Consider the following 24313-nt stretch of genomic DNA (forward strand, 5'->3'; position numbering starts at 1 on the left):
GGAGGCAATTCATGTGCACATCCATCATCGAGATCGCCCCTGCCTCCGGCATGGCCAAGCGCGGCGACGACTGGTTTCCGCTCACCCACAGCGTGGTCGCCTACGACCACGCCCGCCACGCGCTCGAGGGCGACGTTATCACGCTGGATTTCATCAACACGGGGCTTGAGCCGGGGGCACGCGCGGGTGTCGAGCTGACGCTGGAGACAGCGAAGGAGCTGCGCGCCGCGCTCGATCGGGCGATTGCGGCAGCGGAGTTCGAGGAGGCGGAGGTGCGGGGGAAGGGGGCGGTGGTGGGGATAGGAAGGGCGGCGTGACGGAATCGTAGGTGGGTAGAGCGCAGCGAAACCCACCATCTTCGTGCGGCGATGCGATGGGCTTCGCTGCGCTCTACCCATCCTACCGGCCAATCCGCCTCACGCACCAATAGCGGCATGAAGCTCGATTTCAGCAATCTCCACTTCGACGGGGAGATTCAGACAACGTGGCAGGTCTTGCTCGGAATTTGCGGAGATTTCGAGCTATGGGTTGGAGAATGGATAATCTACAGCGAGATTGATTTCTGCTTGGTCGGGCTCGCCGAGGTAACAGAAGCGACTTGTCAGCCATCGCTCGCCCCTTTTAGCGGTTAAGGCGGCGGATCGTGTCTCACTCCGCCGCCTCGCTCGCCCCGCCGCTCTTCCGCGGCTTGTTCGACTTCGCCAGCACCGGGGCCAGGAATTTCCCAGTGTAGCTCCGCGGCGCTTTGGCGATGTCCTCCGGTGGGCCCCAGGCGACGATTTCGCCGCCGCCGTCGCCGCCTTCGGGGCCGAGGTCGATGACCCAGTCGGCGGTTTTGATGACCTCGAGATTGTGCTCGATCACCACCACGGTGTTGCCCTGGGCGACCAGCTCGTGCAGCACTTCCAGCAGCTTTTTGACGTCATGGAAGTGCAGGCCGGTGGTCGGCTCGTCCAGGATATACAGGGTACGGCCGGTGGCGCGTTTTGACAGCTCTTTTGCCAACTTGACGCGCTGGGCTTCGCCGCCGGAGAGCGTGGTGGCCTGCTGTCCCACATGGATGTAGTCGAGGCCGACGCGGTGCAAGGTCTGGAAAGTGTCGTGCACGCGTGGCACCGCCTTGAAGAACTCGGCGGCTTCCTCGACCGTCATGTCGAGCACATCCGCAATCGACTTGCCCTTGAACAGGACCTCCAGCGTCTCGCGGTTGTAGCGTTTTCCTTTGCAGACATCGCAGGTGACGTAGACGTCGGGCAAAAAGTGCATCTCGATCTTGATGACGCCGTCGCCCTGGCAGGCCTCGCAGCGGCCGCCCTTGACGTTGAAGGAGAAGCGGCCCGGCTCGTAGCCGCGCGCCTTCGCTTCGGGCAAGCCAGCGAACCACTCGCGGATCGGCGTGAAGGCGCCGGTATAGGTCGCGGGGTTGGAGCGCGGGGTGCGGCCGATCGGCGACTGGTCGATGTCGATGATCTTGTCGATATGCTCGAGGCCCTCGATACGGTCATGCGGCGCGGCGCCTTCGCTGGCGTTGTTGAGCTTGCGGGCGATGGCGCGGTAGAGCGTGTCGATCAGAAGCGTCGACTTGCCGCCACCGGAGACGCCGGTGACGCAGGTAAACAGTCCCAGCGGAATTTCCGCCGTGACGTTCTTCAGATTATTGCCGCGCGCGTTCACCACCTTGATGGTGCGGCGATGGTTCGGCGGCCGGCGCTCGGGGACGGCGACGAAATTCTCGCCGGTGAGATATTTGCCGGTCAGCGATTTCGGATTGCGCATGATCTCGGCGGGCGTGCCTTGCGCCACGATATGTCCGCCATGCATGCCGGCGCCGGGGCCGATGTCGAGCACGTAGTCGGCGAGGCGGATGGCGTCCTCGTCATGCTCGACCACGATCACGGTGTTGCCGAGGTCGCGCAGCCGCTTCAAGGTCTCGAGCAGGCGGGCATTGTCGCGCTGGTGCAGGCCGATCGAGGGCTCGTCCAATACATACAGCACGCCGGTGAGCCCCGAGCCGATCTGCGACGCCAGCCGAATGCGCTGGCTCTCGCCGCCCGACAGCGTGCCCGAGGAGCGCGCCAGCGTCAGGTAATTGAGTCCGACATCGATCAGGAAGGTCAGCCGCTCGCGGATCTCTTTGAGGATGCGGACGGCGATCTCGTTCTGCTGCGCGTTCAGCGACGCCGGCACGGTCTCGAACCATTCGGAGGCGCGCTTGACCGACAGCTCCGAGATCTCGCCGATATGCTTGGTGCCGACCTTGACGCACAGCGCCTCCGGCTTGAGGCGATAGCCGTGGCAGGCCTCGCAGGGCACGTCGGCGAAATATTTTGCCAGCTCCTCGCGCGCCCACTCGCTCTCGGTCTCGCGATAGCGGCGGTTGATGTTGGTGATGACGCCCTCGAACGGCTTCTTGGTGTCGTAGGAGCGCACGCCGTCTTCATAGGAGAACTTGATCTCGTCTTCGCCGGAGCCGTGCAGCAGCGCGTTCTGCGTTTTCTTCGCCAGGTCCTTCCACTTGGTGTCCAAGGTGAACTTGTAGTGCTTGCCGAGCGCGGTCAGCGTCTGCACGTAATAGGGTGAGGACGACTTGGCCCAGGGCGCGATCGCGCCCTTGCGCAAAGTGGCCTCCTTGTCGGGGATGACGAGATCCTCATCGACATGCTGCTCGACGCCAAGGCCGCCGCAGGCCGGGCAGGCGCCATAGGGATTGTTGAAGGAGAACAGCCGCGGCTCGATCTCGGGGATGGTGAAGCCGGAGACGGGGCAGGCGAACTTCTCCGAGAACAGGATGCGCTCGGGTCCGCTCTTGTCGTGGATTTTGGCGGTCTTCTTCTTTTCTTCGAGTGCCGCCGCGGCGGGTGCGTCGGCATATTCGATCACGGCCAGGCCCTCGGCGAGTTTCAGCGCGGTCTCGAAACTTTCCGCAAGCCGCTGGCCAATGTCGGGGCGCACCACGATACGGTCGACCACGACGTCGATGTCGTGCGGGAATTTCTTGTCGAGGGACGGTGCCTCGCTAAGCTCATGGAAGGTGCCGTCGATCTTGACGCGCTGGAAGCCCTTCTTGAGATAGTCGGCGAGCTCCTTCTTGTATTCGCCCTTGCGTCCGCGCACGACGGGAGCGAGCAGATAGAGGCGGGTGCCCTCCGGCAATGCCAGCACGCGGTCAACCATCTGCGATACGGTCTGGCTCTCGATCGGAAGCCCCGTTGCAGGCGAATAGGGCACGCCGACGCGCGCCCACAGCAGGCGCATGTAGTCGTAGATCTCGGTGACGGTGCCGACGGTGGAGCGCGGGTTCTTCGAGGTGGTCTTCTGCTCGATCGAGATCGCAGGCGACAGGCCGTCGATCTGGTCGACGTCGGGCTTCTGCATCATCTCCAGGAATTGCCGCGCATAGGCCGAGAGCGACTCGACGTAGCGGCGCTGGCCCTCGGCGTAGATGGTGTCGAAGGCGAGCGAGGATTTGCCGGAGCCGGAGAGACCGGTGAACACGACGAGCTTGTCGCGCGGGATCTCGACGTCGATGTTCTTCAGATTGTGCTCGCGCGCGCCGCGAATGGTAATGGCGCGGAGCGAGCTCGGGGACGATTGGCGTCGCGCTTTCAGAATTTCATCCATCGGCAATTCCAGGCGCACGGGACGCGCGCATCTAACAGGGCGCGCCTCGCGCTGCTTGAGCCGAGATCGGACGCCAATTCGGGTGATGCCAAAGCGCGATGAGATTTGTTTGAACCGTCATCGCGCCCTAGATCTTTGATTCAGCATGATCCTTTCAGAAAACCGCTGCACACTTTTCCGGATCATGCTCCGGAACGTAGGAAGAACGCTAAGCAATTTCCAGTGCCGCGCGCAAGTGATCAACGGTTTCCACCGGGTTTCCTTCGCTTTGGCGGCAGCGGGCAGCAGCAAGCCGCGAGAAATGAGGCCGCACAAACAAAAAGGCCGGCACAAGGCCGGCCTTTTCATCGAAAGCGATTGCTCGCGAGATCAGTACCTCGCAACCACCGGGCCGCCAAAGGTGTAGTTCACGCGCACCGTCGCCATGTCGACGTCCTGCTTGATGTGGTCGGTGCGGTCTTGAAAGCTGAGAAACAGGGGCGTGGTCGTAAAGTTCACGTTGCGGCTGCCCATGAAAAGGTGGTCGTATTCGACGCCAACCGACCAGCCCGGTGCAAAGCCAATCTCGACGCCGGTTCCGACCGCGCCGCCCCAGCGGGTTTCGCTAGCCTGATCGAACGTGAAGCCGGTCAGAATGCCGTCGTACTTGCTATGGGTGACAGCAGCGCCGCCCTTCGCGTACCAGAGCACATTATTCCAGGCATAGCCGACCTGACCGGTGAACAGGCCAATCGCATCGATCTTGGTCTGATTGACCAGGGGGAAAAGGGCTGCGGGCGAGCTGGTATTCGATCCCTTCAGGTTCGCCCAGTCACCCTGCGCTTCGAGGCCGAACACCCAATTGGTCACCTGCCAGCGGTAGCCGATCTGGCCGCCAACCAGGGCGCCGGTCGCATCATGGCAACCTTCCGCCGTGGTGGGCACCGCGACGCCGCCGGCGGCGTTGATGTCCCAGCAATTGTGGCTCCAGCCGCCACCGGCGTTGAAGCCGATATAGAAACCTGCCCAATTGTAGATCGGCGCGACAACCGGCGCCTTGGTGTAGACAGGACGTGCAGCAAGATCGGCGGCAAGAGCGGGCGCGCTTCCCAGCGCGGCGAGGCTAACCCCGACCAACAAGGCCTTTTTCATTTCTATCCAACCTATTGTTTCAAGCGCTGCTGATGGCAACCAGCAGCTGAATCATTACGTTTGAAATCTATAGCGAAAAGAGTTGCGAAATGCCGTCACCCAAATGCCACAACTGAGTCCAAAGCGTGCAACTTGCGCGTGACATCTGGATGAATGCGAGGCAGCGACATGGCCGGCGCGGGGCCGGCCTTTGTTGCTCAATGTGGTTCTCGTAAGAGAGATCAGTACCGCGCGACCACCGGCCCGCCGAACGTGTAGTTGATCCGCACCGTGCCCATGTCCACGTCCTGCTTGATGCTGTCGACGCGGGTCACGACACCCACGGGAGCGGCCAGCGAGGTGAAGGTGTTGTTGCCGCTACCCATGAACAGGTGATCGTATTCGACGGCAACCGACCAGCCAGGCGCGAACCCGACTTCCACACCGGTCCCGACCGCGCCGCCCCAGCGGGTTTCGCTCGCCTGGTCCAGCGTCGTTCCGGTCGCAGTCGCAATCCCATTATACTTGTCGTGTGTAAGTGCGGCGCCGCCCTTTGCGTACCACAGCACATTGTTCCAGGCGTAACCGACCTGGCCGGTGAAAAGGCCGATCGCGTCGATCTTGGTCTGGTTGGTCAAGGCCGAACCGAACGCAACCGGCGAGCTCAGATTGGAGCCCTTGAAGTTCGCCCAGTCGCCCTGGGCTTCAAGGCCGAACACCCAGCTGGAAGCCTGCCAGCGATAGCCGATCTGGCCACCCACCATGCCACCGGTCGCGTCATGGCAACCTTCGCGCACGGAGCCGACCGCAACCGGAACGCCAGCAACGCTGGTGAGGTCCCAGCAATTATGGCTGGACCCGCCGCCGCCATTGAGACCGATATAGAAGCCCGCCCAGTTGTAGATCGGAGGCGGCATATAGGCAGGTGCTTTGGTGTAGGTGCGCGCCGGCAGATCCGCCGCCAGGGCAGGGGCCGTCCCCATCGCCATCAGGCTAATCCCCAAAAACAAGGCCTTCTTCATTTCTTGTTCCCCTAAGCCAATTATTCCCCGTCGCCACCGCTTCTGGGCAGCTGATCGGAGCAATTCATCGCAGGGACAACTGAATCAGGCGTAAAGACGGCGTTGCCGGGAAGCCACAACCAGGCCCAAATCGCTCAGCCGTCGGCCGCGCGGCATGCAACGAAAAAGGCCGGCACGAGGCCGGCCTTCGTCAGCTATTTTTCGCTGTTGGCGCGGATCAGTACTTCCCGACCACAGGACCGCCCCAGCGGTAGTTCACGCGGACGGTTGCGATGTCGAGATCCTGCTTGACGCTGTCGGTGCGGGTGAGCACGCCGTCAGGCGCGATGAGGTTGATCGAACGCGTCCCCATGAACAGATGATCGTACTCGACGCCGACCGTCCAGTTCGGAGCAAAGCCGACCTCCACGCCAGTGCCGATCGCACCGCCCCAGCGCGTCTCGTCCGCGGAGTCGAGAACCAGGCCCGCTGCAATGCCGGTGTACCGGTTATGCGCGACGGCGACGCCGCCCTTCAAGTACCAGAGCACGTTGTTCCAGGCGTAGCCGACCTGGCCGGTGATCAAGCCGATCGCATCGACCTTGGTCTGGTTGGTGATGCCGAGCAGCGGGGCAGCGAGCACAGCCGTGCTGGTGTTGGAGCCCTTGAAATCGGCCCAGTCGCCCTGACCCTCGACGCCGAACACCCAGTTGGCCATCTGCCAGCGGTAGCCGATCTGACCACCGACCAGGCCGCCGCTCGCATCGTGACAACCTTCGGACACACTCGGGGCGGCGCCGGCGGCTGTCGCGGTGTTGGTCCAGCAATTGTGGCTGAAGCCGCCGCCGCCGTTGAGGCCGACATAGAACCCGGTCCAATCATAGACCGCAGCAATCATCGCAGGGGCCTTGGTGTAGGTCTGCGCGGGCAGATCCGCACCGAACGCCGGCGCGGCAGCACCTAGCCCGGCCAGCCCTACCATTCCCAGCAAGAACTTCTTCATTCCTCAGTCCCCAGGCTTTTCTTGCGCTACCGTTGGTCCCCAGCAGCGCCTTCAAGTCAGCCGCGATCGCCCATGCGTTCTAATTATGCGCCGGACTATAGCCGATTCAGGCGCCAACGGAGTCTCTGAAATGCCACACCCGGCGGCGAACTGCGTCTCCGCTAAATGAATGTTTTTTCATGTCTTTCCCGGCAGACATGCACCAGGTCCGGATATCAGGCGAGCAGGCTCGTCTTATTGCGGCAATGCCTGGAACAAAACTGGAACGCATGCCCCGGAGTTGCTATATATGGGGATAATTGCGGAATGGCGCGGCGCTCGCGCGTGGCGAGCGTATAGGGTCAGCGCCAAAGACAGGCCGCCGATGACCGGCTGGGGCCTCAATTTTCAGCGTGGAGAGTGGCGATGGCGGGAAGCGTAAACAAGGTAATTCTGGTCGGAAATCTTGGCAAGGATCCGGAGATCCGGCGGACCCAGGACGGCCGGCCGATCGCCAATCTGAGCGTGGCCACGTCGGAGACCTGGCGCGATCGCGCCACCGGTGAGCGCAAGGAAAAGACCGAGTGGCATCGCGTGGTGATCTTCAACGAAGGTCTCGCGAAGGTCGCCGAGCAATATCTGAAGAAAGGCGCCAAGGTCTATGTCGAGGGCCAGCTGCAGACGCGCAAATGGACCGACCAGAGCGGCGCCGAGAAATACACTACTGAAGTGGTGCTGCAGGGCTTCAACTCCAACCTCACCATGCTGGACGGGCGCGGTGGTGGCGGTAGCTTTGCCGGTGACGACAATGGCGGCGGCGATTTCGGTGCGATCGGTCCATCATCGGGACCTGCGCCGCGCCGTGCAGTGCCGACCGGCGCCCGCAACAACGACATGGACGACGACATTCCGTTCTAGCGCCTGCGCGCCGCGCTTCAGGCGCGCGCCGGCCCATTTTCAGGTCTCCAGAAGCGGGCGTAAGTCTCTGGAAAAACGAAGGGAAAAAGGCTTCTTCCGGATGCCATGGGGGTGGTGAAAACCGCCCCCATGCGCTATATGATTCTTCAAGAAAACTGACCGGATTTCCCCTTGTCTGACAACGACGACCAGAAGCCCGGCGAGCCGTCGGGACCTTCCGACATTCGCCCCGTCTCGATTCTCGATGAGATGAAGAAATCGTACCTCGATTACGCCATGAGTGTGATCGTGGCGCGTGCGCTGCCTGACGCGCGCGACGGGTTGAAGCCGGTGCATCGGCGCATCCTGTACTCGATGTATGAGCAGGGTCATACGCCGGACAAGAAATACGTGAAGTCCGCGCGCGTGGTCGGTGACGTCATCGGTAAATATCACCCGCATGGCGACCAATCGATCTACGACGCGATGGTCCGCATGGCGCAGGATTTTTCCATGCGCGTGCCGCTGATCGACGGCCAGGGCAATTTCGGCTCGGTCGATGGTGATCCGCCGGCAGCCTATCGATACACCGAAGCAAGGCTCGCCAAGCCCGCGATTCCACTTCTTGACGACATCGAGAAGGATACGGTCGACTTCGTGCCGAATTACGACAATTCGGAGAAGGAGCCGTCGGTCCTTCCGGCGAAATACCCCAACCTGCTTGTCAACGGCGCCGGCGGCATCGCGGTCGGCATGGCCACCAACATCCCGCCGCACAATCTGGGCGAAGTGATCGATGCCTGCGTCGCGCTGATCGACAATCCGGCGCTCACCATCGACGAGGTGATAAACATCATTCCCGGGCCGGATTTTCCGACCGGCGGCGTCATTCTCGGCCGCCAGGGCATCCGATCAGCCTATCATCTCGGCCGCGGCTCGATCGTGATGCGGGGCAAGGTGACGATCGACACCATCCGCAAGGAGCGCGAAGCGATCATCGTCACGGAGATCCCCTATCAGGTCAACAAGGCGACCATGGTCGAGCGGATCGCCGAGCTGGTCCGCGAAAAGAAGATCGAGGGCATCGCCGACCTGCGGGACGAATCCGACCGCGACGGTTTTCGCGTCGTCGTTGAACTGAAGCGCGATGCGGTGCCCGAGGTGGTGCTGAACCAGCTCTACAGATTTACGCCGTTGCAGACGAGTTTCCCCGCCAACATGCTGGCGCTCGATAGCGGCCGGCCGCAGACGATGAACCTGAAGGACCTGCTGACGGTCTTCATCGCTTTCCGCGAACAGGTGGTGACGCGGCGAACCAAGTATCTCCTTAACAAGGCTCGCGACCGCGCCCATATCCTGGTCGGTCTTGCGGTAGCGGTCGCCAACATCGATGAGATCATCCGGGTGATCCGCACCTCGCCGGATCCCACCACCGCGCGCGACGCCTTGATGTCGCGCGACTGGCCGGCGCGCGATGTCGAGGCCATGATCACGCTGATCGCCGATCCGCGCCACCAGCTTGCAGCCGACGGCACCATCCGCCTGTCGATGGAGCAGGCCAAGGCCATCCTGGATCTGCGGCTGCAGCGGCTCACCGCGCTCGGCCGCGAGGAAATCTCCGACGAGCTGGACAAGCTGAAGGTCGAGATCAACGATTATCTCGACATCCTGCGTTCGCGCGCACGCGTGCAGACGATCGTCAAGACCGAACTCGCCGAGGTCAAGGCGGAGTTCGCGACGCCGCGGCGCACCATGATCATCGAGCAGGAAGGCGAGGTCGAGGACGAGGACCTGATCCAGCGCGAGGACATGGTCGTCACCGTCTCGCATGCGGGCTATGCCAAGCGCGTGCCGCTGTCGGCCTATCGGGCGCAGCGCCGCGGCGGCAAGGGCCGCGCCGGCATGCAGACGCGGGAAGAGGATTTCGTCAGCCGCCTGTTCGTGGCGTCCACCCACACACCGGTTCTGTTCTTCTCCTCGCGCGGCCAGGTCTACAAAGAGAAGGTCTGGCGGCTGCCGGTCGCAGCTCCCAACGCGCGCGGCAAGGCGCTGATCAACATCCTGCCGCTGGAGCAGGGCGAGCGCATCACCACCATCATGCCGCTGCCCGAGGATGAATCCTCATGGGCGCAGCTCGACGTGATGTTTGCGACGACAGGCGGCAATGTCCGCCGCAACAAGCTGTCCGATTTCGTCGATGTGCGCCGCTCCGGCATCATCGCCATGAAGCTCGACGAAGGCGAGGAGATCGTCGACGTGCAGATCTGCACCGAGCGCGACGACGTGCTGCTGACCGCTGACGCCGGCCAGTGCATCCGCTTCGCCGTCACCGATGTGCGCGTGTTCACCGGCCGCACCTCGATGGGCGTGCGCGGCATTGCGCTCGCCGATAGCGACAAGGTGATTTCGCTCGCCATCCTCCGTCATATGGAGGTCGATTCCGAGGAGCGCGCTGCCTACTTGCGCCGCGCCAATGCGGTGCGCCGCGGCGGCGCCGAGGAGGAGGCCAGCAGCGATGCCGAGGATGCCAGCGGTACGATGGAGCTGGGTGAGCAGCGCTATGTCGAGATGTCGGCGGCCGAGCAGTTCGTGCTGACCATCAGCGAGAACGGCTACGGCAAGCGCTCCTCGTCCTTCGAGTACCGCACCACCGGCCGCGGCGGTAAAGGCATCGTCGCCATGTCGGTCAATGAGCGCAACGGCAAGCTCGTCGCCTCGTTCCCGGTGGAGGATTCCGACCAGATCATGCTGGTCACCGACAAGGGCCAATTGATCCGCTGCCCGGTCGAGGACATCCGCATCGCCGGCCGCTCGACGCAGGGGGTGATCGTGTTCGACACCGCCGAGGACGAGCATGTCGTTTCCGTCGAGCACATCGGCGAGGAGGCCGATGGCGGCAATGGCAATGGAAACGGCAACGGCAACGGCGGGTAGGGCGAGGCGCGACCCGGACCCTGTTGCTCCGTCGCATGGAAGGATCGCATCGCACATGCGATCCTGACGCGACTTAACGCTCCGGCAGTCCGAGCTGGATCTCCAGGGCGATGATCCGGTCGTTCGCCGCACGAAACGTCTGGCTGGTGTTCTTGGTCGGCAAGGAGAAGTTGGCGGCGTTCGAGCCGGGCCTCAGCGCGAGCGCTTGCGCCATCGCGGCCTTCGAGTCAGCTTCGCGGCCCAACTTGTGATAGACGGCGGCCAGCACCATCTGCGTGCGGCCGGTTCCTGGCGTAATCGCAAGCGAGCGCTCCAGCCAGGGCAGGGCCTCCTCCCAGCGTTCCATCAGCACGTAGGCGACCCCCGCGCCGAGCAGCCAGGTCCAGCGCGAGACCTGGGGCGTGTCACAGCCATCCGCCTGCTTGAATGTTGCCAGCGCGTCTTCGAAACGCCCCTGCATGATCTGCGTCATCCCGAGATTGAACAGTGCTGTTCCGTCCCAGGGATCGAAGCTCAAGGCCCGCGCGCAGGCCACGAGGCTTTCGGACAGGGCGTTGGTCGCGCTGAGAAAGCGGCAATAGGCTTCGTGAGCGGGAAGGTAGGTCGGCTTTAGCTTAAGGGCGCGCTCGAGCATCTCGCGTGCTCGGCTTTCAGTGGCCGGGACATCGGCCGGGTCGTACCACACCGTCTGAATGCCGCGCATGAGATGCGAGGCGAGTGCGACTTCGATGTCTACATTGTCGGTGTCGGTAGCAAGCGCCTTTTCCAGCATCGCCTGCGCGGCGCGAAAGCGCTCCCGCGTGTTCTGGTTGATGATAGCGCTGGCCTGCTCGATGACGACCTTGGTGCCGCCGTCCGCTTCGCCGCCGTTGAGCAGCGCATTGAGGCGAACTGCGAGCGGGTGGCCGAGGCCCGCGGCGAGCCGGGACTGCTGCAGGGCTGTATCACCATCCTCGATGCTGACGGCGACCGATGTCGTCCATCGCACTTCGCCGGTGGCCGCATCGACCATGCGCGCTTGCACCTGCCATGAGCCTCCGCTCGTCTGCAACTCACCGCTTACCAAGAAATCGGCAGGCTCGGTGGGGCGGCGTTGCGGAGCGAAAGAAGCAGCCGTCGTGCGCGGCGCCACCACGCGGAGTCCATCGATACCAGCGAGACCGTTGGTCAGACGCTCGGTGACGCCTGCCGCCATGCCGGCGAGGCGGGTATCGCCGCCCGCAACAGTGATGGGCATTACGACAATGGCGGGAGGTTTTCGCGCGAATAGCCGGCCGGGCCCCATGATCGGCGCAACGACGGCAACTCCGACAAGCATGGCGAGCCCAACGATGATTGCAAAAGCCGCAAGGCGAGGCGGCCCGAATGGAAGGCGACGCCCGACCGACACGGCTGGCGTTGGTAACGGAGCGGCTGCGACGTCGGGCGGGCCGCCGGCCGGGTCGAGGTCCGGCTCTCGGATGACCTCGACATCGAGCAGGTACCCGCGTCCGGAGACCAGGCGGATCAATTCGCGGCGTTCGTCCCCGAGCGCGGTCCGAATCTCGCGGATGCACTGGAACAGGCTGTCGTCGCTGACAAAGACGTTTGGCCAAACCTGCTCGATCAGCTCCTGCTTGCTGAGCACGCGGCCGGCATTGGTCGCAAACAGCTGCAGCATATCGAACGATTTGGGCCGCAGCCTGATGGCTTCGCCGCCGCTCCGCAGTTCGGCACGCTGCGGATCGAGTTCAAAGCCGGCAAATCGAAGCACTATTCCCCGTCATTTTGGCCTGCGCAGTTGCCCGGACCGATACCAGCAAAACTCCAAGATGTCATTGCCAGGGCAGGTGGTTTTCCCGTTTCCGTAAAAGGGGGGCCGACCGGGCCATTCGAGACGCCACTCGAAAATCTGGGATTTCGCCCCGTTTTCTGCCGACTGAAGGCGGATTTCAGAGAAATTTCAGAAACCGGCCGTGCCCGCATCAGGACTTCGACTCGCCTGTCATGAGAAGCAGGCGGTGCAGGACACCGCTTCGCAAGCAAGCGATGTCGCCCGAACCGCGGTCCCCCCTGAAGCCTGAGATCAGCACCCAATGCAGCCTGACGACTGCCGTTCATTGTTGGTCTTGATCGACAGGCTTTACGCCGCTGCACTCGATCCATCGGCGTGGGATGATTTTCTCGTCGCCGCCGCAGCCTTGTTTGGCGCAGACCATGCCTTCGTTTCACAGATCGACCGGCAGCATGGCGTCCTTGATTACATCGGCCTGCCACTCCACATGCGCGACACCCTCCCGGTCAATCACTACGCCAAACTGCTCGCTGACGACCCGCGCCGGGCGATCTTCGACGGCGGGCTACGGCAGCCGACGCATTGCGGAATGGGTTTGTCGCGGACGCGCCTGTGTGGATCGCGAACCTATCGCGAGTACCTTCAGCCGCTCGGGATCGAATATACCATGGTGACTGGGCTGCCCGTGCGCGACGGCGTCACGCATAGCCTCGGATTGACCCGCAACGCCCAGCGACATTCGTTCGTGGGCGACGATTGCGTCCTCATGAACGAACTCGTCCCGCATCTTGAGCGCGCGCTGCAGATCAGCCGCGCAGTCGCCGAAGCCAGGGCCTCGCGGGATCGCCGGCCACAGCAATCGGCCGCAGCGCGATCCGAGAGCTGGGAGCGGAGCCGGTTGCAGTCGACCTTTACCTTGTCGCCCGCGCAGGCACGGCTCGCATCGCTGCTCTTCCAGGGCCAGCGCCTCAAGCAGGCGGCCGCGCAGCTCGGTATCACCGAGGGCAGCGCGCGTCAGTATCTCAAGGTGATCTTCGCCAAGACCGGGGCCAAGCGGCAGGCCGACCTGGTCCGCGTGATCGGCGAGACGTTGAGGCCGCAAGAGCATGGCGAGATCGCTGGTGCTCTTGCCTCCGGAGCAGAGGGCGGCTGGGCAGTCCCGCTCCGGGAGTGACGCGAGGCAGACTGGAACTTCTTCAGTTTTGATCGAATCAGAACCGAAGCTCTAATTTCTGGTTTCGACGCGTTTTCTTCGCGCGAACCGGTGTCCACTTCGCTGGAAAACGCTTTAGCCTACGGCGTCCGATCGGCGGTCACGAGCCGCGCCTGGCGGACTTCCTTCCGGGTGGTGGCGGTGCGCAGGCAAGAGGCCTCGAAGTTCGGCCAGGCCTGCTCGGAGCAATTGCGGCCGATCGCGCGGACATCGAGCCGGTCGCTCTTGGCCAGCGCCTGCGGGACACTGGCTTCAACCTGTGGAGCAAAACCGGGCAGAACGGTGAGGGCAGCAGCAATGCAGGCAGCCACTGCGACTGCAGAAACAGCTTTGATCATGATGGTCCCCTGTCACAAGCCCTGGGTGGGCCTGTCATTTCGTTGGGCAGTTCATTAACCATGAGTCGTTTCGGGATGCCTTCGCCAAAGCCGTAAATTGGTTTCATCCGTTGCCGGCTTTGTTTCGTTCTGACGGCCCTCACGAAACAAAGACGGGCTCTCCCGGTGGTCGGGACGCCGGCCAGACCGGTTCATTGGCCGACAAGGGCGCCTGGGCGTCGATTTCCGGGGCAGCCGGGAACCCGCAGCGCTTGCCCGGTCGCCGTGGCCGGGGTAGGAGGGGCGCATGCCGCGCATTGCCATTTACCCAGGTTCCTTCGATCCCGTCACCAACGGCCATTTGGACGTGGTGCGGCATGCCGTGACCCTCTGCGACAAGCTGATCGCAGCCGTCGGCGTGCATTCAGGCAAGAAGCCGCTGTTTTCGACCGAGGAGCGGCTCAAGATGACCCGGGACATCTTCGGCCCGGTCGCAGCCAGGGCCGGCTGCGCCTTCGACTGCACGACCTATGACAACCTCACGGTCACCGCGGCGCAACAGACTGGTGCCACCATCATGATCCGCGGCCTGCGCGACGGCACCGACCTCGACTATGAAATGCAGCTCGCCGGAATGAACGAAACCATGGCGCCCGACGTGCATACGGTCTTCATCCCGGCCTCCGCACCTGTCCGCCCCATCACGGCCACCCTGGTCCGGCAGATCGCCGGCATGGGTGGCGACGTCTCGGCCTTTGTGCCGGCAGAGATTGCCGCGGCACTCAAAGCCAAATTCGCCGGCTGACTGCGCAGGGTGAGCGCGAGCCGACCCTCCATCCAACCGATCCGGAGTTTTCGATGATCCGAGCCCTCGCCGTAGTTTTCGCGCTGATGCTGGCCGCGCCTGCTTTTGCGCAATCGCTGCCTGCAGGCCTCGACAAGGCCAATGCGATTGTCATCGACACCACCAAGGGCCGCATCGTGATCAAGCTGCGTCAGGACCTCGCGCCGCAGCATGCCGAGCGGCTGAAACAGCTTGCACGCGAGGGCTTCTACAACAACGTGCCGTTCCACCGCGTCATGGACGGCTTCATGGCGCAGACCGGCGATGGGCAGAACTTTAACGGCACCGGCGGCTCGAAATACCCGAACCTCAAGCAGGAGTTCTCCAACGTCCACTTCAAGCGCGGCATTGTCGGCATGGCGCGTCGCGGCGACAGCGTCGACACTGCGAATTCGCAATTCTTCATCATGTTCGGCGACGCACCTAGCCTCGACGGCCAGTACACCGTGATCGGTGAGGTCGTGCAGGGCATGGACGTCGTCGACAAGCTGAAGAAGGCCCCGCCCGGCTCGGGCTCCGGCACCGTCACCGATCCCGACAAGATGGTGAAGGTGCAAGTCGCGTCCGATATCAAGTGAGCGCCGGCGGCGGCACACTTCGTGTCGTGATTGCTACGGCGCTGCCGCTTGTCTTGTTGCCGGCGCCGGCCAGATCCGAGGTCGGACAGGTCAACACGATCAAGGAGACCATCGAACGAATCTATAGCTGCTGGCGCGCGCCGCCGCTGTCGCGTGCGAACCCGATGGACATCACAGTGATCGTAAGCTTCAACCGTGCGGGGCAGATTCTCGGCAAGCCTCGGATCACCTTTGAGACGGCCGAGGCGACCGACAACGACCGGGTGGAGTACCGCGTTGCCGTCATGGAGGCGTTGCAACGCTGCACGCCGATGCCATTTACCGAGAGCATGGCGGGCGCTGCGGCCGGGCACCCGTTCTGGATCCGGTTCCACACTACTGGTCCCAAACCCCAACCGACAGAGAAGCGAGCATGGCTGCTACAGAAAATACTTTGATCCTTGAGACCACCCAGGGCCCCGTGACCATCGAGATGCGTCCCGATCTTGCGCCCGGCCACGTCGCCCGCATCAAGGAGCTGGTGCGCGAAGGCTTTTACGACGGCATCGTGTTTCACCGCGTGATCGACGGCTTCATGGCGCAGACCGGCTGCCCGCACGGCACCGGCACCGGCGGAAGCGGCAAGAAGCTGAAGGCCGAGTTCAACAAGGAGCCGCATGTGCGCGGCACCGCCTCGATGGCACGTGCGGCCAGCCCTGACTCCGCCGACAGCCAGTTCTTCATCTGCTTCGACGATGCCTCCTTCCTCAATGGCCAGTACACCGTCTGGGGCAAGGTCACCGCGGGCATGGAGAATGTCGACAAGATCAAGCGCGGCGAGCCGGTGAAGGATCCCGACAAGATCGTGAAAGCTCGCATGGCCGCCGACGCGAAGTAACGCCTGACGTCGACTCCGTCATTCCGGGGCGGTGCGAAGCACCGAGCCCGGAATCTCGAGATTCCGGGTTCGCCTCTTCGAGGCGCCCCGGAATGACAGCGCGCCTGCAGGCGCATTGAACCATGCGCACCGACCTTTTCGATTTCGACCTGCCGCCTGAGAACATCGCGCTGCGTCCCGCGAGCCCGCGGGATTCCGCGCGTCTCCTGGTGGTGCAGTCCGGTGGCGGACTGCGCGATCAGGTCGTTGCCGACCTGCCGGACTGGCTTCGCCCCGGTGACCAGATCGTCGTCAACGACACCAAGGTGATCCCGGCGCAGCTCTCCGGCCGGCGGATCGGGCGCGCGACCGAGCCGAGGATCGAGGCGACGCTGATCAAGCGTCTCGACGGCTCGCGCTGGCAGGCGCTGGTGAGGCCGGCGAAGAAGCTGGCCGAGGGCGACACCATCCGCTTCGGCAACGAGGGCAGGGTCTGCCTGCTCGGCAATCTCGATGCACAGGTCGAGCGCAAGGGCGACGAGGGCGAGGTGACGCTGTCCTTTGCTTTCCATGGCCCCGTGCTCGACCAGGCCATCGCCGATGTCGGCCAGGTGCCGCTGCCGCCCTATATCGCCTCCAAGCGTGAGGTCGATGAGCGCGACATGGCGGACTACCAGACCATGTTCGCGCAGGCCGAGGGCGCCGTGGCGGCGCCGACCGCCGGCCTGCATTTCACGCCCGCGCTGGAAGCGAGCTTGCGCGCGCGCGGCGTTTCCATCCACCGCATCACGCTGCATGTCGGGGCAGGGACCTTCCTGCCGGTGAAGGCCGACGACACGGCCGGCCACAAGATGCATGCGGAATGGGGCCAGATCACCGCTGAGACGGCATCAGCACTGAATGCGGCGCGTGCGAAGGGTGGCCGCATTGTCGCGATCGGCACGACCTCGCTGCGCCTGCTCGAAAGTGCGGCCGCCGAGGGCGGCACCATCCGGCCCTTTGCCGAGGAGACCTCGATCTTCATCACGCCCGGCTACCGCTTCCGCGCGGTCGATATCCTGCTCACCAATTTCCATCTGCCACGCTCGACCCTGTTCATGCTGGTCTCGGCCTTTGCCGGCCTGGAGATGATGAAGAATGCCTATGCGCATGCAATTGCGAGCGGATACCGGTTTTATTCGTATGGGGATGCGTGTCTGCTGTTTCGAGGCGAGTGAGCGGACGCGGGGCTCCGTCTCACCTCTCCCCGGCGGGAGAGGTGATCTTCGCTGCGGCGACCGCTGTTACGCCATCACGCGCTCCGGCAACAGCTCCGCGATCTGCACCGCGTTGAGCGCCGCGCCCTTGAGCAGCTGATCGGCCGCGACGAACATCGAGATTGAGTGGCCTGACGTGTCGCTCAAGTCTCGCCTGATGCGGCCAACCAGCACGTCGTCCTGCCCGGATGCATCGAGCGGCATCGGGAAATAGTTGTTGGCTCGGTCGTCGACGACCCGCACGCCCGGTGCGACGCTGAGGATGTTGCGCACCTCGGCTTCCGTGATCGGCCGCTCGCATTCGATGGTGATGGCCTCGGAATGGGCGCGCAGCACCGGCACGCGCACGCAGGTCACGCCGACGCCAATCTTGTCGTCCTCGAAGATCTTGCGGGTTTCCTTGATGACCTTGGTTTCCTCGTCATTGTAGCCGGTGTCAGGGTCGATCGCGGTGTTGTGGCTGAAGAGGTTGAAGGCGTAGGAGTGCGGCATCACTTTGGGCGGGAAGACCTGGCCGTTGAGATGCGCGCGGGTCGACTGCACGAGCTCGTCCATTGCGGCGGCACCGGCGCCGCTCGCGGCCTGATAGGTCGCGATGATGACGCGCTTGATGCGGTTCTGCTGGTGGATCGGCCACAGCGGCACCAGTGCGGTGATCGCCGCGCAGTTCGGGTTGGCGATGATGCCCTTGTGGTCGCGGATGCGGTTGGCGTTGATCTCGGGGATCACCAGCGGCACGTTCGGGTCCATGCGGAAAGCCGAGGAGTTGTCGACCACGACGGCACCGGAGCGCACGGCGACGGGTGCGAACTTCCGGGAGATGGAGCCGCCGGCCGAGAACAGCGCGATGTCGACGCCTTCGAAGGAGCGCTCATCGAGCTCCTCGATCACGATCCGCTCGCCGCGGAAATCGACCGTCTTGCCGGCCGAGCGGGCGCTGGCGAGCGCCTTCAGTCGGCTGACGCGGAAATTGCGCTTGTCCATGGTGGCGATGAACTCGGCGCCGACGGCACCGGTCACGCCGACAATGGCTACAACGGGATCGTTCTTCACTTTTGTCTCCATCTTCCTGGGATCATGCTTCAGGCAACAAAAAAGCCCCAGACCTGAGAGGGCGGGGCTTCGGTTCGAGATGTCGCGATGTCTTGATCAGCTACGCGCGCACGCCTCCGAGGCCCGGTCGGGCTTTGGTCGTTTTGGTCGTGCTTTTGGTGGCGGCGATCATGGCGCGGGAACATAGGGGGCGCTCGAAGGCCCGTCAACGGCTTTTGACGAGGAATACCGGCCCCGAGGAGGTTGAAACCGGCATGCCTGTTACGCGATAAGCCCCGCATGACGCTTCCCAACCATTTCGAACTCATCGCCACCGACGGCGCCGCCCGCACCGGAAAGCTGACCACGCCGCACGGGGTGGTGCGCACGCCGGCCTTCATGCCGGTCGGCACGGCCGGTGCCATGAAGGGACTGTACTGGCGGGAAGTGCGCGACGCCGGCGCCGACATCGTGCTCGGCAACACCTATCATCTGATGCTGCGGCCCGGCGCCGAGCGGATCGCAGCGCTCGGCGGCCTGCAGCGCTTCACCGGCTGGGGCGGGCCGATGCTGACCGACTCCGGCGGCTTCCAGGTGATGTCGCTCTCCGAGCTGCGCAAGCTGACCGAGCAGGCGGTGACCTTCCGCTCCCATATCGACGGGGTGAAGGTCGAGCTGTCGCCGGAGCGCTCGATCGAGGTGCAGCGCCTGCTTGGCTCCGACATCGCCATGCAACTGGACGAATGTGTGCGGCTGCCGGCCGAGCGCGCGGATATCGAGCGCGCGATGCAGCTCTCGCTGCGCTGGGCGGAGCGCAGCAAGCGCGCCTTCGAGACGGCGCCCGACGGCTACATGCTGTTCGGCATCGTGCAGGGTGGCGATGTGGGGGAGCTGCGCCAGGCGAGTGCGCGCGGGCTCTCCGAGATCGGCTTCCATGGCTATGCCATCGGCGGGCTTGCGGTCGGCGAGCCGCAAGCCGTGATGCTTCATATGATCGAGGAGACCGCGCCGCTATTGCCGTCGGACCGGCCACGTTATCTCATGGGCGTCGGCACGCCCGACGACCTCCTGGAGGCGGTCAAGCGCGGCATCGATATGTTCGACTGCGTGCTGCCGACGCGCAATGGCCGCCACGGCATGGTCTTCACACGATACGGCGCTATCAACTTGCGCAATGCGCGCCACGCCGATGATCCGCGCCCGCTTGACGAGGAAAGCATCTGGCCGTCGACGCGCGACATCTCGCGCGCCTATCTGCATCACCTCGTCCGCTCCGGCGAGACACTGGGCGCGATGCTGCTGTCCGAGATCAACATCGCCTACTACCAGCGCCTGATGAGCGACATCAGGGAGGCGATCGCGCAAGGCCGGTTTGGGGAACTCTACGACGCGACGCGACAGGGCTGGGCGCGCGGCGACATCGCACCGATCACGAGCTGATCGGCAGACGCATCGCGACGCGCAGCTGACGCAGGGGCATCAGGACTGCAAGAGTAAGCCGAAGCTTTTCTGGAATTTTACCAACTGACGCTGCAACAATGGTCGCGGGGGGCGCGGACGAGCGCCCCGCCCGACACCTAATTGCACAGGATCCGCTTGGCCGCGTGCTTGGTTACGAAACCGTATCCGCAGGTGTCGCAGGTCCAGAGATAGCTGATGAGGTGTTCCGACAGATAGGCGGACGCTTCGGCAGCAACCATGGAGTCTGCACACACAGGACAGGTCGGCAAATCACTTCCCCGGGGATCGGGGTGCGGCATCACGGTCGACAGGATTTCAGCAAAAGCTGGCATCGTGACCCCTCTGCGTTCCTAGTGTGGTAAGTCCTATACACCACATTCATTGACAGTGTAGCAACACAAATGCGTAGGTTTTGCGTTATTTAGCCGCGTTAAGTTTTTGCAATGCAGCGCATAATTGATTTGCATCCTCATGTTCTGCGGGCGCGCGTTGTCACGACCTGGCGCCGGAACGATCAATGTTGAGACCGCGCCGATATCGAGCAACACGCGAGGCTGTGGGCAAAACCATCCTGCCCATCGTGCTGTCGTCTGCGGCGCGCTATCTCTCAACTGCCCTGTGTGAAGGAATTGAGCCATGCCCGATCAGCCGAGACGGCCAAGGACGCTGAACGACGCGCGCAGCGAAGCGGAGGCGGCGTTCAAGAAGGTGACGACGAAGGTGGCGGAAGCGCCGCCAAAGAGAAACGCCATTCCCGGCGTGAAGGAGCAGGTGACGTTACGCATCGACCAGGACGTGCTGGATCATTTCCGGTCGAGCGGACCTGGCTGGCAGGACCGCATCAATGACGCGCTGCGCAAGGCGACGGGGAAATAGCATCTTGGGGCGATTGCGCAGCTATTAGAGTGTTTTCGAGCGAAGTGGGGACCGGTTCGCGTGAAGAAAACGCGTCAAAACAAGAATCTAGAGCTTCGGTTCTGATTCAATCAGAACCGGAATTGCTCTAGTGGCGGAACATGCCGCCCATCATACCGCCGATCATGCCGCCCATGAAAGCACCGGGGTCGCCGCCGCTACGCCGATAGCCGCCGCCTCCGCCACCACCACCGCCGCCGCTGTTGCGGCGCGCGTGGCGGCCGCTGTCGGACCCGTCATCGCCGGACGAGGTCTGGGTGGTCGCCACGATCTCCGACAACAGCGCCTTGTGCTGAAGCTTGTTGAGATAGCCGCTCACGGGATAGCCGCGGGCCGCCTGCCAACGCTTGATCACCGAGCGGGTCTCGTCGTCGAACTTGCCGGTGACCTTGGTATCGAAACCGAGGCCGTTGAGCCGCCGCTGCACGTCGCGGCGCTGGCCGCGGTCGAGCCCGATCTGGTCTTCGGTGACCTGGCTGGAGTCTTCGGTGAAGGTCGCGGGATCGACGGCCGTCAGGTTGCGCGTCATGTCCTTTTCTTTGGCCGCGGCTGCGGTCGCGCCGTTGCCAGTATCGAGCGCCGCGATCCGCGCCAGCGCCAGCGAGCGGAACTGGCCGTTCGGATAGCTGGAGAGATAGGCGTTGAGTTCTTCCGGCTTGTTGGAGTCCTTGACCGAGCGCCAGAACTCGAGCTCGACATCGGTGCCGGGCGTGGTGGAGGCGAGCGCCGGGGCCGGTCCGGAGGCGGGCGCAGCGGCCGTCGCCGGCGGCGGCGCGGCCGGGTTGAGATAGACCGAGCCAGTCAGGTTGGTGTGGCCCCAGGGCAACTGACCCTTGCTGGTCTCATCGCTGACCTGGGCGCGAACTTCCGTCATCGCCTGCTGGATCTCGACGCCCGGCTCGGTGATGTGGGCGATCAGCGCGCGGGTGAACGGGCTGTTGGTGCCTTCCTGGCCGTCGAGCGCGGTCTGGCCCGGACCGGTGGCAAAGGCGATCAGCGTGCCCTCGCCGGACTTCATTTCGGCGAGGCCCTGGCCCACCGCCACGCTGCGGGTGGTGTTGGCCTTGATCTTGGCGGCAAACGGGTTGTCGCGGCAGGCGTCGAGGAAAACGAGCTTGACCTTGGCGTCGCCCATGGTCTGGTCGAGCGTCACGTCGACGTTAATTGCGGCGCCAAGCTTGACGTCCATCTCCGATTTGATGTCGGCATCGATCGGCAGCAGGTAGTTGGTGCCTGAGATCGCGATGCCGTGGCCGGCGTAGTAGAAAACGGCGACGTCGGCGCCTTGCGCCTTCTTGCCGAAGTCGAGCAGCTTCGCCGTCATGGTGTCGCGGGTGAGATTGGTGCCCTCTATCACCTCGAAGCCGACATTGCGCAATGTCGCGGCCATTGCCTTGGCGTCGATCGGCGGGTTGGGCAGTTGCGCCACGTTCCTGTAGGCGCCGTTGCCGACCACGAAGGCTATGCGCTTGTCGGCAAGCGCGGCGTCGGCGGAAAACACCATCAGGATCAGGGAGAGGATGATTGCCGGGTAACGCATCGCAAAATCCCCCGCAGAATCGAAATAAATTGGAAAACAACGATTGAAGACAAGTTACACGAAAATGCCATGTTTCATGCGACAAAAAATTGAGTTGTGCCCGCCTGCAATCGCGCCTCCTTCGCTCGCGTAGAATACCGAGCAAGGTTCCGATCATTGCGTGATCTAGATCACAATTTGGCCGGCGGCGTTTCGGGGGCAGGCTTGATCAAAGCTTGCTGCGGCGCCCGCAGGTTCAAGAGATTACCACCGAGGATCAGAGCGGCACCAAGGCCGGTGAAGATATCCAGCCGCTCGGCATAGAGCAGCCAGCCGGCGGTGGCTGTCAGCGGAACCCGCAGGAAATCCATCGGCACCACGACGGTTGCGTCGGCATAGCGCATCGCATTCGCAAGACAGTAGTGTGAGAAGGTGCCGCAAACGCCGATCACGATCATCCAGCCCCAGCCATGCGCAGACGGCCAGGTCCAGAGGTAGAGTGCGGGCAGCAGGCTTGCGGTTGATTGCACCACCAGCATCCAGAAAATCACGGTAAGCGGGCTCTCGGTGCGGGTCAGCGATTTGACGAGCACGATGGAGATGCCGAAGCCGATCGCCGCTCCCAGCGCAATCAACTGTCCCGGGTCGATCTGCCCGGTGGCGGGGCGCACGATGATGATGACGCCGACGAGCCCAAGCAGGATCGCCGCGCTCTTCGAGGGGGTGATGCGTTCGCCCAGAAAGCTTGCCGCCAGGATCGCGGTCCAGATCGGCATGGTGAACTCGATGGCCACGACCTGGCCGATCGGGATCAGGGTCAACGCAAAGAACCAGCCGAGCTGCGAGACATAGTGGATGAGGTTGCGCGCGGCGTGATCGCGAAGCCGCGATGTCCGCAGCGCGGCAAGGCCACCGGCGCGGTAGATCAGCGGCGACAGCAAGAGAAAGCCAATCAGCGAGCGCACCGTCATCAGTTCGAACACGTTGATTTCGCGCAGCGCCTCGCGCCCGGCGACCGCCATCACCAGGTTCAACGATAGCCAGCCCGCCATCCATAGTGCAGCCATCGATTTGGAGGTGGTGCCGGTCATGGTCCTGTGGGGTGATGCGGGCAGGGGCGAGGGAGGGCACGCCGGTATCGGCGCGCGCGGCCGCGTTTGCAACCCGCTGATATGGCCACCCTCATATGCGTGCGGGCGAATTTCGTTGTGGGATGAACGGTGGGATCGGTGGTAGCTGCTTCATGTCGTTCCGGCGCACGCGAAGCGAGAACTCTGATGTGCTATTGCACATCTTAAGAATCTCGAGGTTCCGGGTTCGCTGGCTTCGCATCCCCCGGAACGACGTCTCAAGGGAGAAAAATCATCATGCGCATTCTGCAACCGGCCGAATGGTCCAAGCCCCGGGGCTTTTCGCACGGCCTCGAGTTTTCCGGCCCCGGCCGCTGGGTCATGCTGGCCGGGCAGACCGGCGGCGACGAGAAGGGCGATTACGCGCCCGACATGGCAGCGCAGGTCGCGACCGCACTCAAGCGCATCGTCAAGCTCCTGGGTGAAGCGGGCGCCGGGCCTGAGCACATTGTGCGCCTGACCTGGTACCTCACGAGCCGCAGCGAATATCAAGCTGCCGGCCCTGGCATTGGCGCGGCCTGGAAGGAGACGCTGGGTCGCAATTTTCCGCCCTCGACCTTGCTCTATATCGACGGGCTCGTGGATGAACGCGCCAAGGTCGAGATCGAAGTGACGGCGTTCGTGCCGGGGGCTTGAGGGGCCGCAATGAACAAGCGCAAGACTTCAGCCGATTTCGTCACGGCGTTCGCAACCGGCTGGCCTGAGCAGGAGCCGCATGTCCTGATCCTGTCGCTCACCACGGCCAAGGGCGTGCAGGACTTTGCACTAACCAAGGATCAGGCGCTTCTGATCGCGAAGACCATGAAGCAGACGGCCGAGCAACTGGCTAAGCCGAAAGTGGTTTAAGGTCTAAAGCGCGATGAGATTTGGTTG

23 protein-coding genes are annotated in these 24313 nt (G+C 63.5%); 13 read left to right on the top strand and 10 right to left on the bottom strand.

Translation table 11 applies throughout. The features are described 5' to 3' along the window. The first annotated feature begins 11 nt into the window (after positions 1–11). Complete coding sequence (locus tag A3AI_RS0128475; protein ID WP_024518852.1) at positions 12–317, top strand: DUF6295 family protein; 306 nt, start codon at positions 12–14, stop codon at positions 315–317. A gap of 331 nt (positions 318–648) precedes the next feature. On the opposite strand, the gene uvrA is transcribed toward A3AI_RS0128475, so the two are convergent. From uvrA to A3AI_RS0128500, 4 genes are all read right to left on the bottom strand, one after another. After that, positions 649–3621 (bottom strand): excinuclease ABC subunit UvrA, encoded by a 2973-nt coding sequence (gene uvrA, locus A3AI_RS0128485; RefSeq protein WP_024518854.1) that lies wholly within the window; start codon positions 3619–3621, stop codon positions 649–651. 369 nt (positions 3622–3990) lie between these two features. Then, a complete protein-coding gene (locus tag A3AI_RS0128490) occupies positions 3991–4752 on the bottom strand; it encodes an outer membrane protein (RefSeq protein WP_024518855.1) in 762 nt (253 codons plus the stop codon). Positions 4753–4973: 221 nt separating this feature from the next. Further along, the gene (locus A3AI_RS0128495; RefSeq protein ID WP_024518856.1) at positions 4974–5753 is read right to left on the bottom strand and encodes an outer membrane protein; all 780 of its coding nucleotides are present in this window, start codon (positions 5751–5753) and stop codon (positions 4974–4976) included. Between the two features lie 217 nt (positions 5754–5970). Continuing rightward, positions 5971–6735, bottom strand: coding sequence for an outer membrane protein (locus A3AI_RS0128500; RefSeq protein ID WP_024518857.1), 765 nt, complete (start codon positions 6733–6735; stop codon positions 5971–5973). Positions 6736–7140: 405 nt separating this feature from the next. On the opposite strand from A3AI_RS0128500, the gene A3AI_RS0128505 reads away from it, so the two are divergent. Both A3AI_RS0128505 and gyrA read left to right on the top strand, forming a co-directional pair. After that, positions 7141–7632, top strand: coding sequence for a single-stranded DNA-binding protein (locus tag A3AI_RS0128505; RefSeq protein ID WP_024518858.1), 492 nt, complete (start codon positions 7141–7143; stop codon positions 7630–7632). Between the two features lie 171 nt (positions 7633–7803). After that, positions 7804–10545 carry a DNA gyrase subunit A gene (gene gyrA, locus A3AI_RS0128510; RefSeq protein WP_024518859.1) on the top strand — a complete coding sequence of 914 codons (2742 nt, stop codon included), beginning with the start codon at positions 7804–7806 and terminating at the stop codon, positions 10543–10545. A gap of 73 nt (positions 10546–10618) precedes the next feature. Here gyrA and A3AI_RS0128515 read toward each other — a convergent pair whose 3' ends face one another. Then, positions 10619–12298, bottom strand: coding sequence for a winged helix-turn-helix domain-containing protein (locus tag A3AI_RS0128515; RefSeq protein WP_156927981.1), 1680 nt, complete (start codon positions 12296–12298; stop codon positions 10619–10621). A 322-nt stretch (positions 12299–12620) separates the two neighbouring features. Between A3AI_RS0128515 and A3AI_RS45470 the strand changes: the two genes are divergently transcribed. After that, positions 12621–13493: a helix-turn-helix transcriptional regulator gene (locus A3AI_RS45470; protein ID WP_051382519.1), complete on the top strand. Its 873-nt coding sequence runs from the start codon at positions 12621–12623 to the stop codon at positions 13491–13493. Between the two features lie 119 nt (positions 13494–13612). Here the strand turns inward: A3AI_RS45470 and A3AI_RS0128525 are convergent, their stop codons facing one another. Beyond that, a complete protein-coding gene (locus A3AI_RS0128525; protein ID WP_024518862.1) occupies positions 13613–13870 on the bottom strand; it encodes a hypothetical protein in 258 nt (85 codons plus the stop codon). A gap of 286 nt (positions 13871–14156) precedes the next feature. Here A3AI_RS0128525 and coaD point away from each other — a divergent pair, with 286 nt between their 5' ends. The 5 genes from coaD (at position 14157) to queA (ending at position 17344) form a co-directional block, all read left to right on the top strand. Continuing rightward, positions 14157–14654, top strand: a complete 498-nt coding sequence (gene coaD / locus A3AI_RS0128530; protein WP_024518863.1) for a pantetheine-phosphate adenylyltransferase — start codon at positions 14157–14159, stop codon at positions 14652–14654. Between the two features lie 53 nt (positions 14655–14707). Further along, complete coding sequence (locus A3AI_RS0128535; RefSeq protein ID WP_024518864.1) at positions 14708–15271, top strand: peptidylprolyl isomerase; 564 nt, start codon at positions 14708–14710, stop codon at positions 15269–15271. Continuing rightward, positions 15268–15708 (top strand): UCP034077 family protein, encoded by a 441-nt coding sequence (locus A3AI_RS0128540; RefSeq protein WP_024518865.1) that lies wholly within the window; start codon positions 15268–15270, stop codon positions 15706–15708. Before A3AI_RS0128535 ends, A3AI_RS0128540 begins: the two co-directional genes overlap by 4 nt. Beyond that, positions 15684–16148, top strand: coding sequence for a peptidylprolyl isomerase (locus A3AI_RS0128545; protein ID WP_024518866.1), 465 nt, complete (start codon positions 15684–15686; stop codon positions 16146–16148). Before A3AI_RS0128540 ends, A3AI_RS0128545 begins: the two co-directional genes overlap by 25 nt. 122 nt (positions 16149–16270) lie before the next feature. Next, a complete protein-coding gene (gene queA, locus A3AI_RS0128550) occupies positions 16271–17344 on the top strand; it encodes a tRNA preQ1(34) S-adenosylmethionine ribosyltransferase-isomerase QueA (RefSeq protein ID WP_024518867.1) in 1074 nt (357 codons plus the stop codon). Between the two features lie 66 nt (positions 17345–17410). Here queA and A3AI_RS0128555 read toward each other — a convergent pair whose 3' ends face one another. Next, on the bottom strand, positions 17411–18448 hold the full coding sequence (locus A3AI_RS0128555) for an aspartate-semialdehyde dehydrogenase (protein ID WP_036049857.1): 1038 nt from the start codon (positions 18446–18448) through the stop codon (positions 17411–17413). Positions 18449–18715: 267 nt separating this feature from the next. On the opposite strand from A3AI_RS0128555, the gene tgt reads away from it, so the two are divergent. Further along, a complete protein-coding gene (tgt, locus tag A3AI_RS0128560) occupies positions 18716–19855 on the top strand; it encodes a tRNA guanosine(34) transglycosylase Tgt (protein WP_024518869.1) in 1140 nt (379 codons plus the stop codon). Between the two features lie 137 nt (positions 19856–19992). Here the strand turns inward: tgt and A3AI_RS0128565 are convergent, their stop codons facing one another. Then, positions 19993–20208, bottom strand: coding sequence for a hypothetical protein (locus A3AI_RS0128565; protein WP_024518870.1), 216 nt, complete (start codon positions 20206–20208; stop codon positions 19993–19995). A 304-nt stretch (positions 20209–20512) separates the two neighbouring features. Between A3AI_RS0128565 and A3AI_RS0128570 the strand changes: the two genes are divergently transcribed. Next, on the top strand, positions 20513–20752 hold the full coding sequence (locus A3AI_RS0128570) for a BrnA antitoxin family protein (protein WP_024518871.1): 240 nt from the start codon (positions 20513–20515) through the stop codon (positions 20750–20752). A 127-nt stretch (positions 20753–20879) separates the two neighbouring features. Here the strand turns inward: A3AI_RS0128570 and A3AI_RS0128575 are convergent, their stop codons facing one another. Both A3AI_RS0128575 and A3AI_RS0128580 read right to left on the bottom strand, forming a co-directional pair. Further along, positions 20880–22331: a caspase family protein gene (locus A3AI_RS0128575; protein WP_024518872.1), complete on the bottom strand. Its 1452-nt coding sequence runs from the start codon at positions 22329–22331 to the stop codon at positions 20880–20882. A 170-nt stretch (positions 22332–22501) separates the two neighbouring features. Continuing rightward, the gene (locus tag A3AI_RS0128580) at positions 22502–23401 is read right to left on the bottom strand and encodes a DMT family transporter (protein ID WP_024518873.1); all 900 of its coding nucleotides are present in this window, start codon (positions 23399–23401) and stop codon (positions 22502–22504) included. Positions 23402–23677: 276 nt separating this feature from the next. On the opposite strand from A3AI_RS0128580, the gene A3AI_RS0128585 reads away from it, so the two are divergent. Beyond that, complete coding sequence (locus A3AI_RS0128585) at positions 23678–24076, top strand: RidA family protein (protein WP_024518874.1); 399 nt, start codon at positions 23678–23680, stop codon at positions 24074–24076. Positions 24077–24085: 9 nt separating this feature from the next. Then, a complete protein-coding gene (locus A3AI_RS0128590; protein ID WP_024518875.1) occupies positions 24086–24286 on the top strand; it encodes a hypothetical protein in 201 nt (66 codons plus the stop codon). The last annotated feature ends 27 nt before the right edge of the window (positions 24287–24313 follow it).

The sequence above is a fragment of the Bradyrhizobium sp. Tv2a-2 genome (genome assembly GCF_000472425.1).
In the GTDB taxonomy this organism is placed as follows: domain Bacteria; phylum Pseudomonadota; class Alphaproteobacteria; order Rhizobiales; family Xanthobacteraceae; genus Bradyrhizobium.

What these genes read in the sequence shown, in the direction of transcription:
- A3AI_RS0128490 (WP_024518855.1), bottom strand. Translation starts at nt 4,752, where the DNA reads ATGAAAAAGGCCTTGTTGGTCGGGGTTAGCCTCGCCGCGCTGGGAAGC.
- A3AI_RS0128500 (WP_024518857.1), bottom strand. Translation starts at nt 6,735, where the DNA reads ATGAAGAAGTTCTTGCTGGGAATGGTAGGGCTGGCCGGGCTAGGTGCT.
- A3AI_RS0128575 (WP_024518872.1), bottom strand. Translation starts at nt 22,331, where the DNA reads ATGCGTTACCCGGCAATCATCCTCTCCCTGATCCTGATGGTGTTTTCC.
- uvrA (WP_024518854.1), bottom strand. Translation starts at nt 3,621, where the DNA reads ATGGATGAAATTCTGAAAGCGCGACGCCAATCGTCCCCGAGCTCGCTC.
- A3AI_RS0128590 (WP_024518875.1), top strand. Translation starts at nt 24,086, where the DNA reads ATGAACAAGCGCAAGACTTCAGCCGATTTCGTCACGGCGTTCGCAACC.
- A3AI_RS0128555 (WP_036049857.1), bottom strand. Translation starts at nt 18,448, where the DNA reads ATGGAGACAAAAGTGAAGAACGATCCCGTTGTAGCCATTGTCGGCGTG.
- A3AI_RS0128475 (WP_024518852.1), top strand. Translation starts at nt 12, where the DNA reads ATGTGCACATCCATCATCGAGATCGCCCCTGCCTCCGGCATGGCCAAG.
- A3AI_RS45470 (WP_051382519.1), top strand. Translation starts at nt 12,621, where the DNA reads ATGCAGCCTGACGACTGCCGTTCATTGTTGGTCTTGATCGACAGGCTT.
- A3AI_RS0128570 (WP_024518871.1), top strand. Translation starts at nt 20,513, where the DNA reads ATGCCCGATCAGCCGAGACGGCCAAGGACGCTGAACGACGCGCGCAGC.
- A3AI_RS0128580 (WP_024518873.1), bottom strand. Translation starts at nt 23,401, where the DNA reads ATGACCGGCACCACCTCCAAATCGATGGCTGCACTATGGATGGCGGGC.
- A3AI_RS0128495 (WP_024518856.1), bottom strand. Translation starts at nt 5,753, where the DNA reads ATGAAGAAGGCCTTGTTTTTGGGGATTAGCCTGATGGCGATGGGGACG.
- A3AI_RS0128565 (WP_024518870.1), bottom strand. Translation starts at nt 20,208, where the DNA reads ATGCCAGCTTTTGCTGAAATCCTGTCGACCGTGATGCCGCACCCCGAT.
- A3AI_RS0128525 (WP_024518862.1), bottom strand. Translation starts at nt 13,870, where the DNA reads ATGATCAAAGCTGTTTCTGCAGTCGCAGTGGCTGCCTGCATTGCTGCT.
- A3AI_RS0128545 (WP_024518866.1), top strand. Translation starts at nt 15,684, where the DNA reads ATGGCTGCTACAGAAAATACTTTGATCCTTGAGACCACCCAGGGCCCC.
- tgt (WP_024518869.1), top strand. Translation starts at nt 18,716, where the DNA reads ATGACGCTTCCCAACCATTTCGAACTCATCGCCACCGACGGCGCCGCC.
- queA (WP_024518867.1), top strand. Translation starts at nt 16,271, where the DNA reads ATGCGCACCGACCTTTTCGATTTCGACCTGCCGCCTGAGAACATCGCG.
- A3AI_RS0128585 (WP_024518874.1), top strand. Translation starts at nt 23,678, where the DNA reads ATGCGCATTCTGCAACCGGCCGAATGGTCCAAGCCCCGGGGCTTTTCG.
- A3AI_RS0128505 (WP_024518858.1), top strand. Translation starts at nt 7,141, where the DNA reads ATGGCGGGAAGCGTAAACAAGGTAATTCTGGTCGGAAATCTTGGCAAG.
- coaD (WP_024518863.1), top strand. Translation starts at nt 14,157, where the DNA reads ATGCCGCGCATTGCCATTTACCCAGGTTCCTTCGATCCCGTCACCAAC.
- A3AI_RS0128535 (WP_024518864.1), top strand. Translation starts at nt 14,708, where the DNA reads ATGATCCGAGCCCTCGCCGTAGTTTTCGCGCTGATGCTGGCCGCGCCT.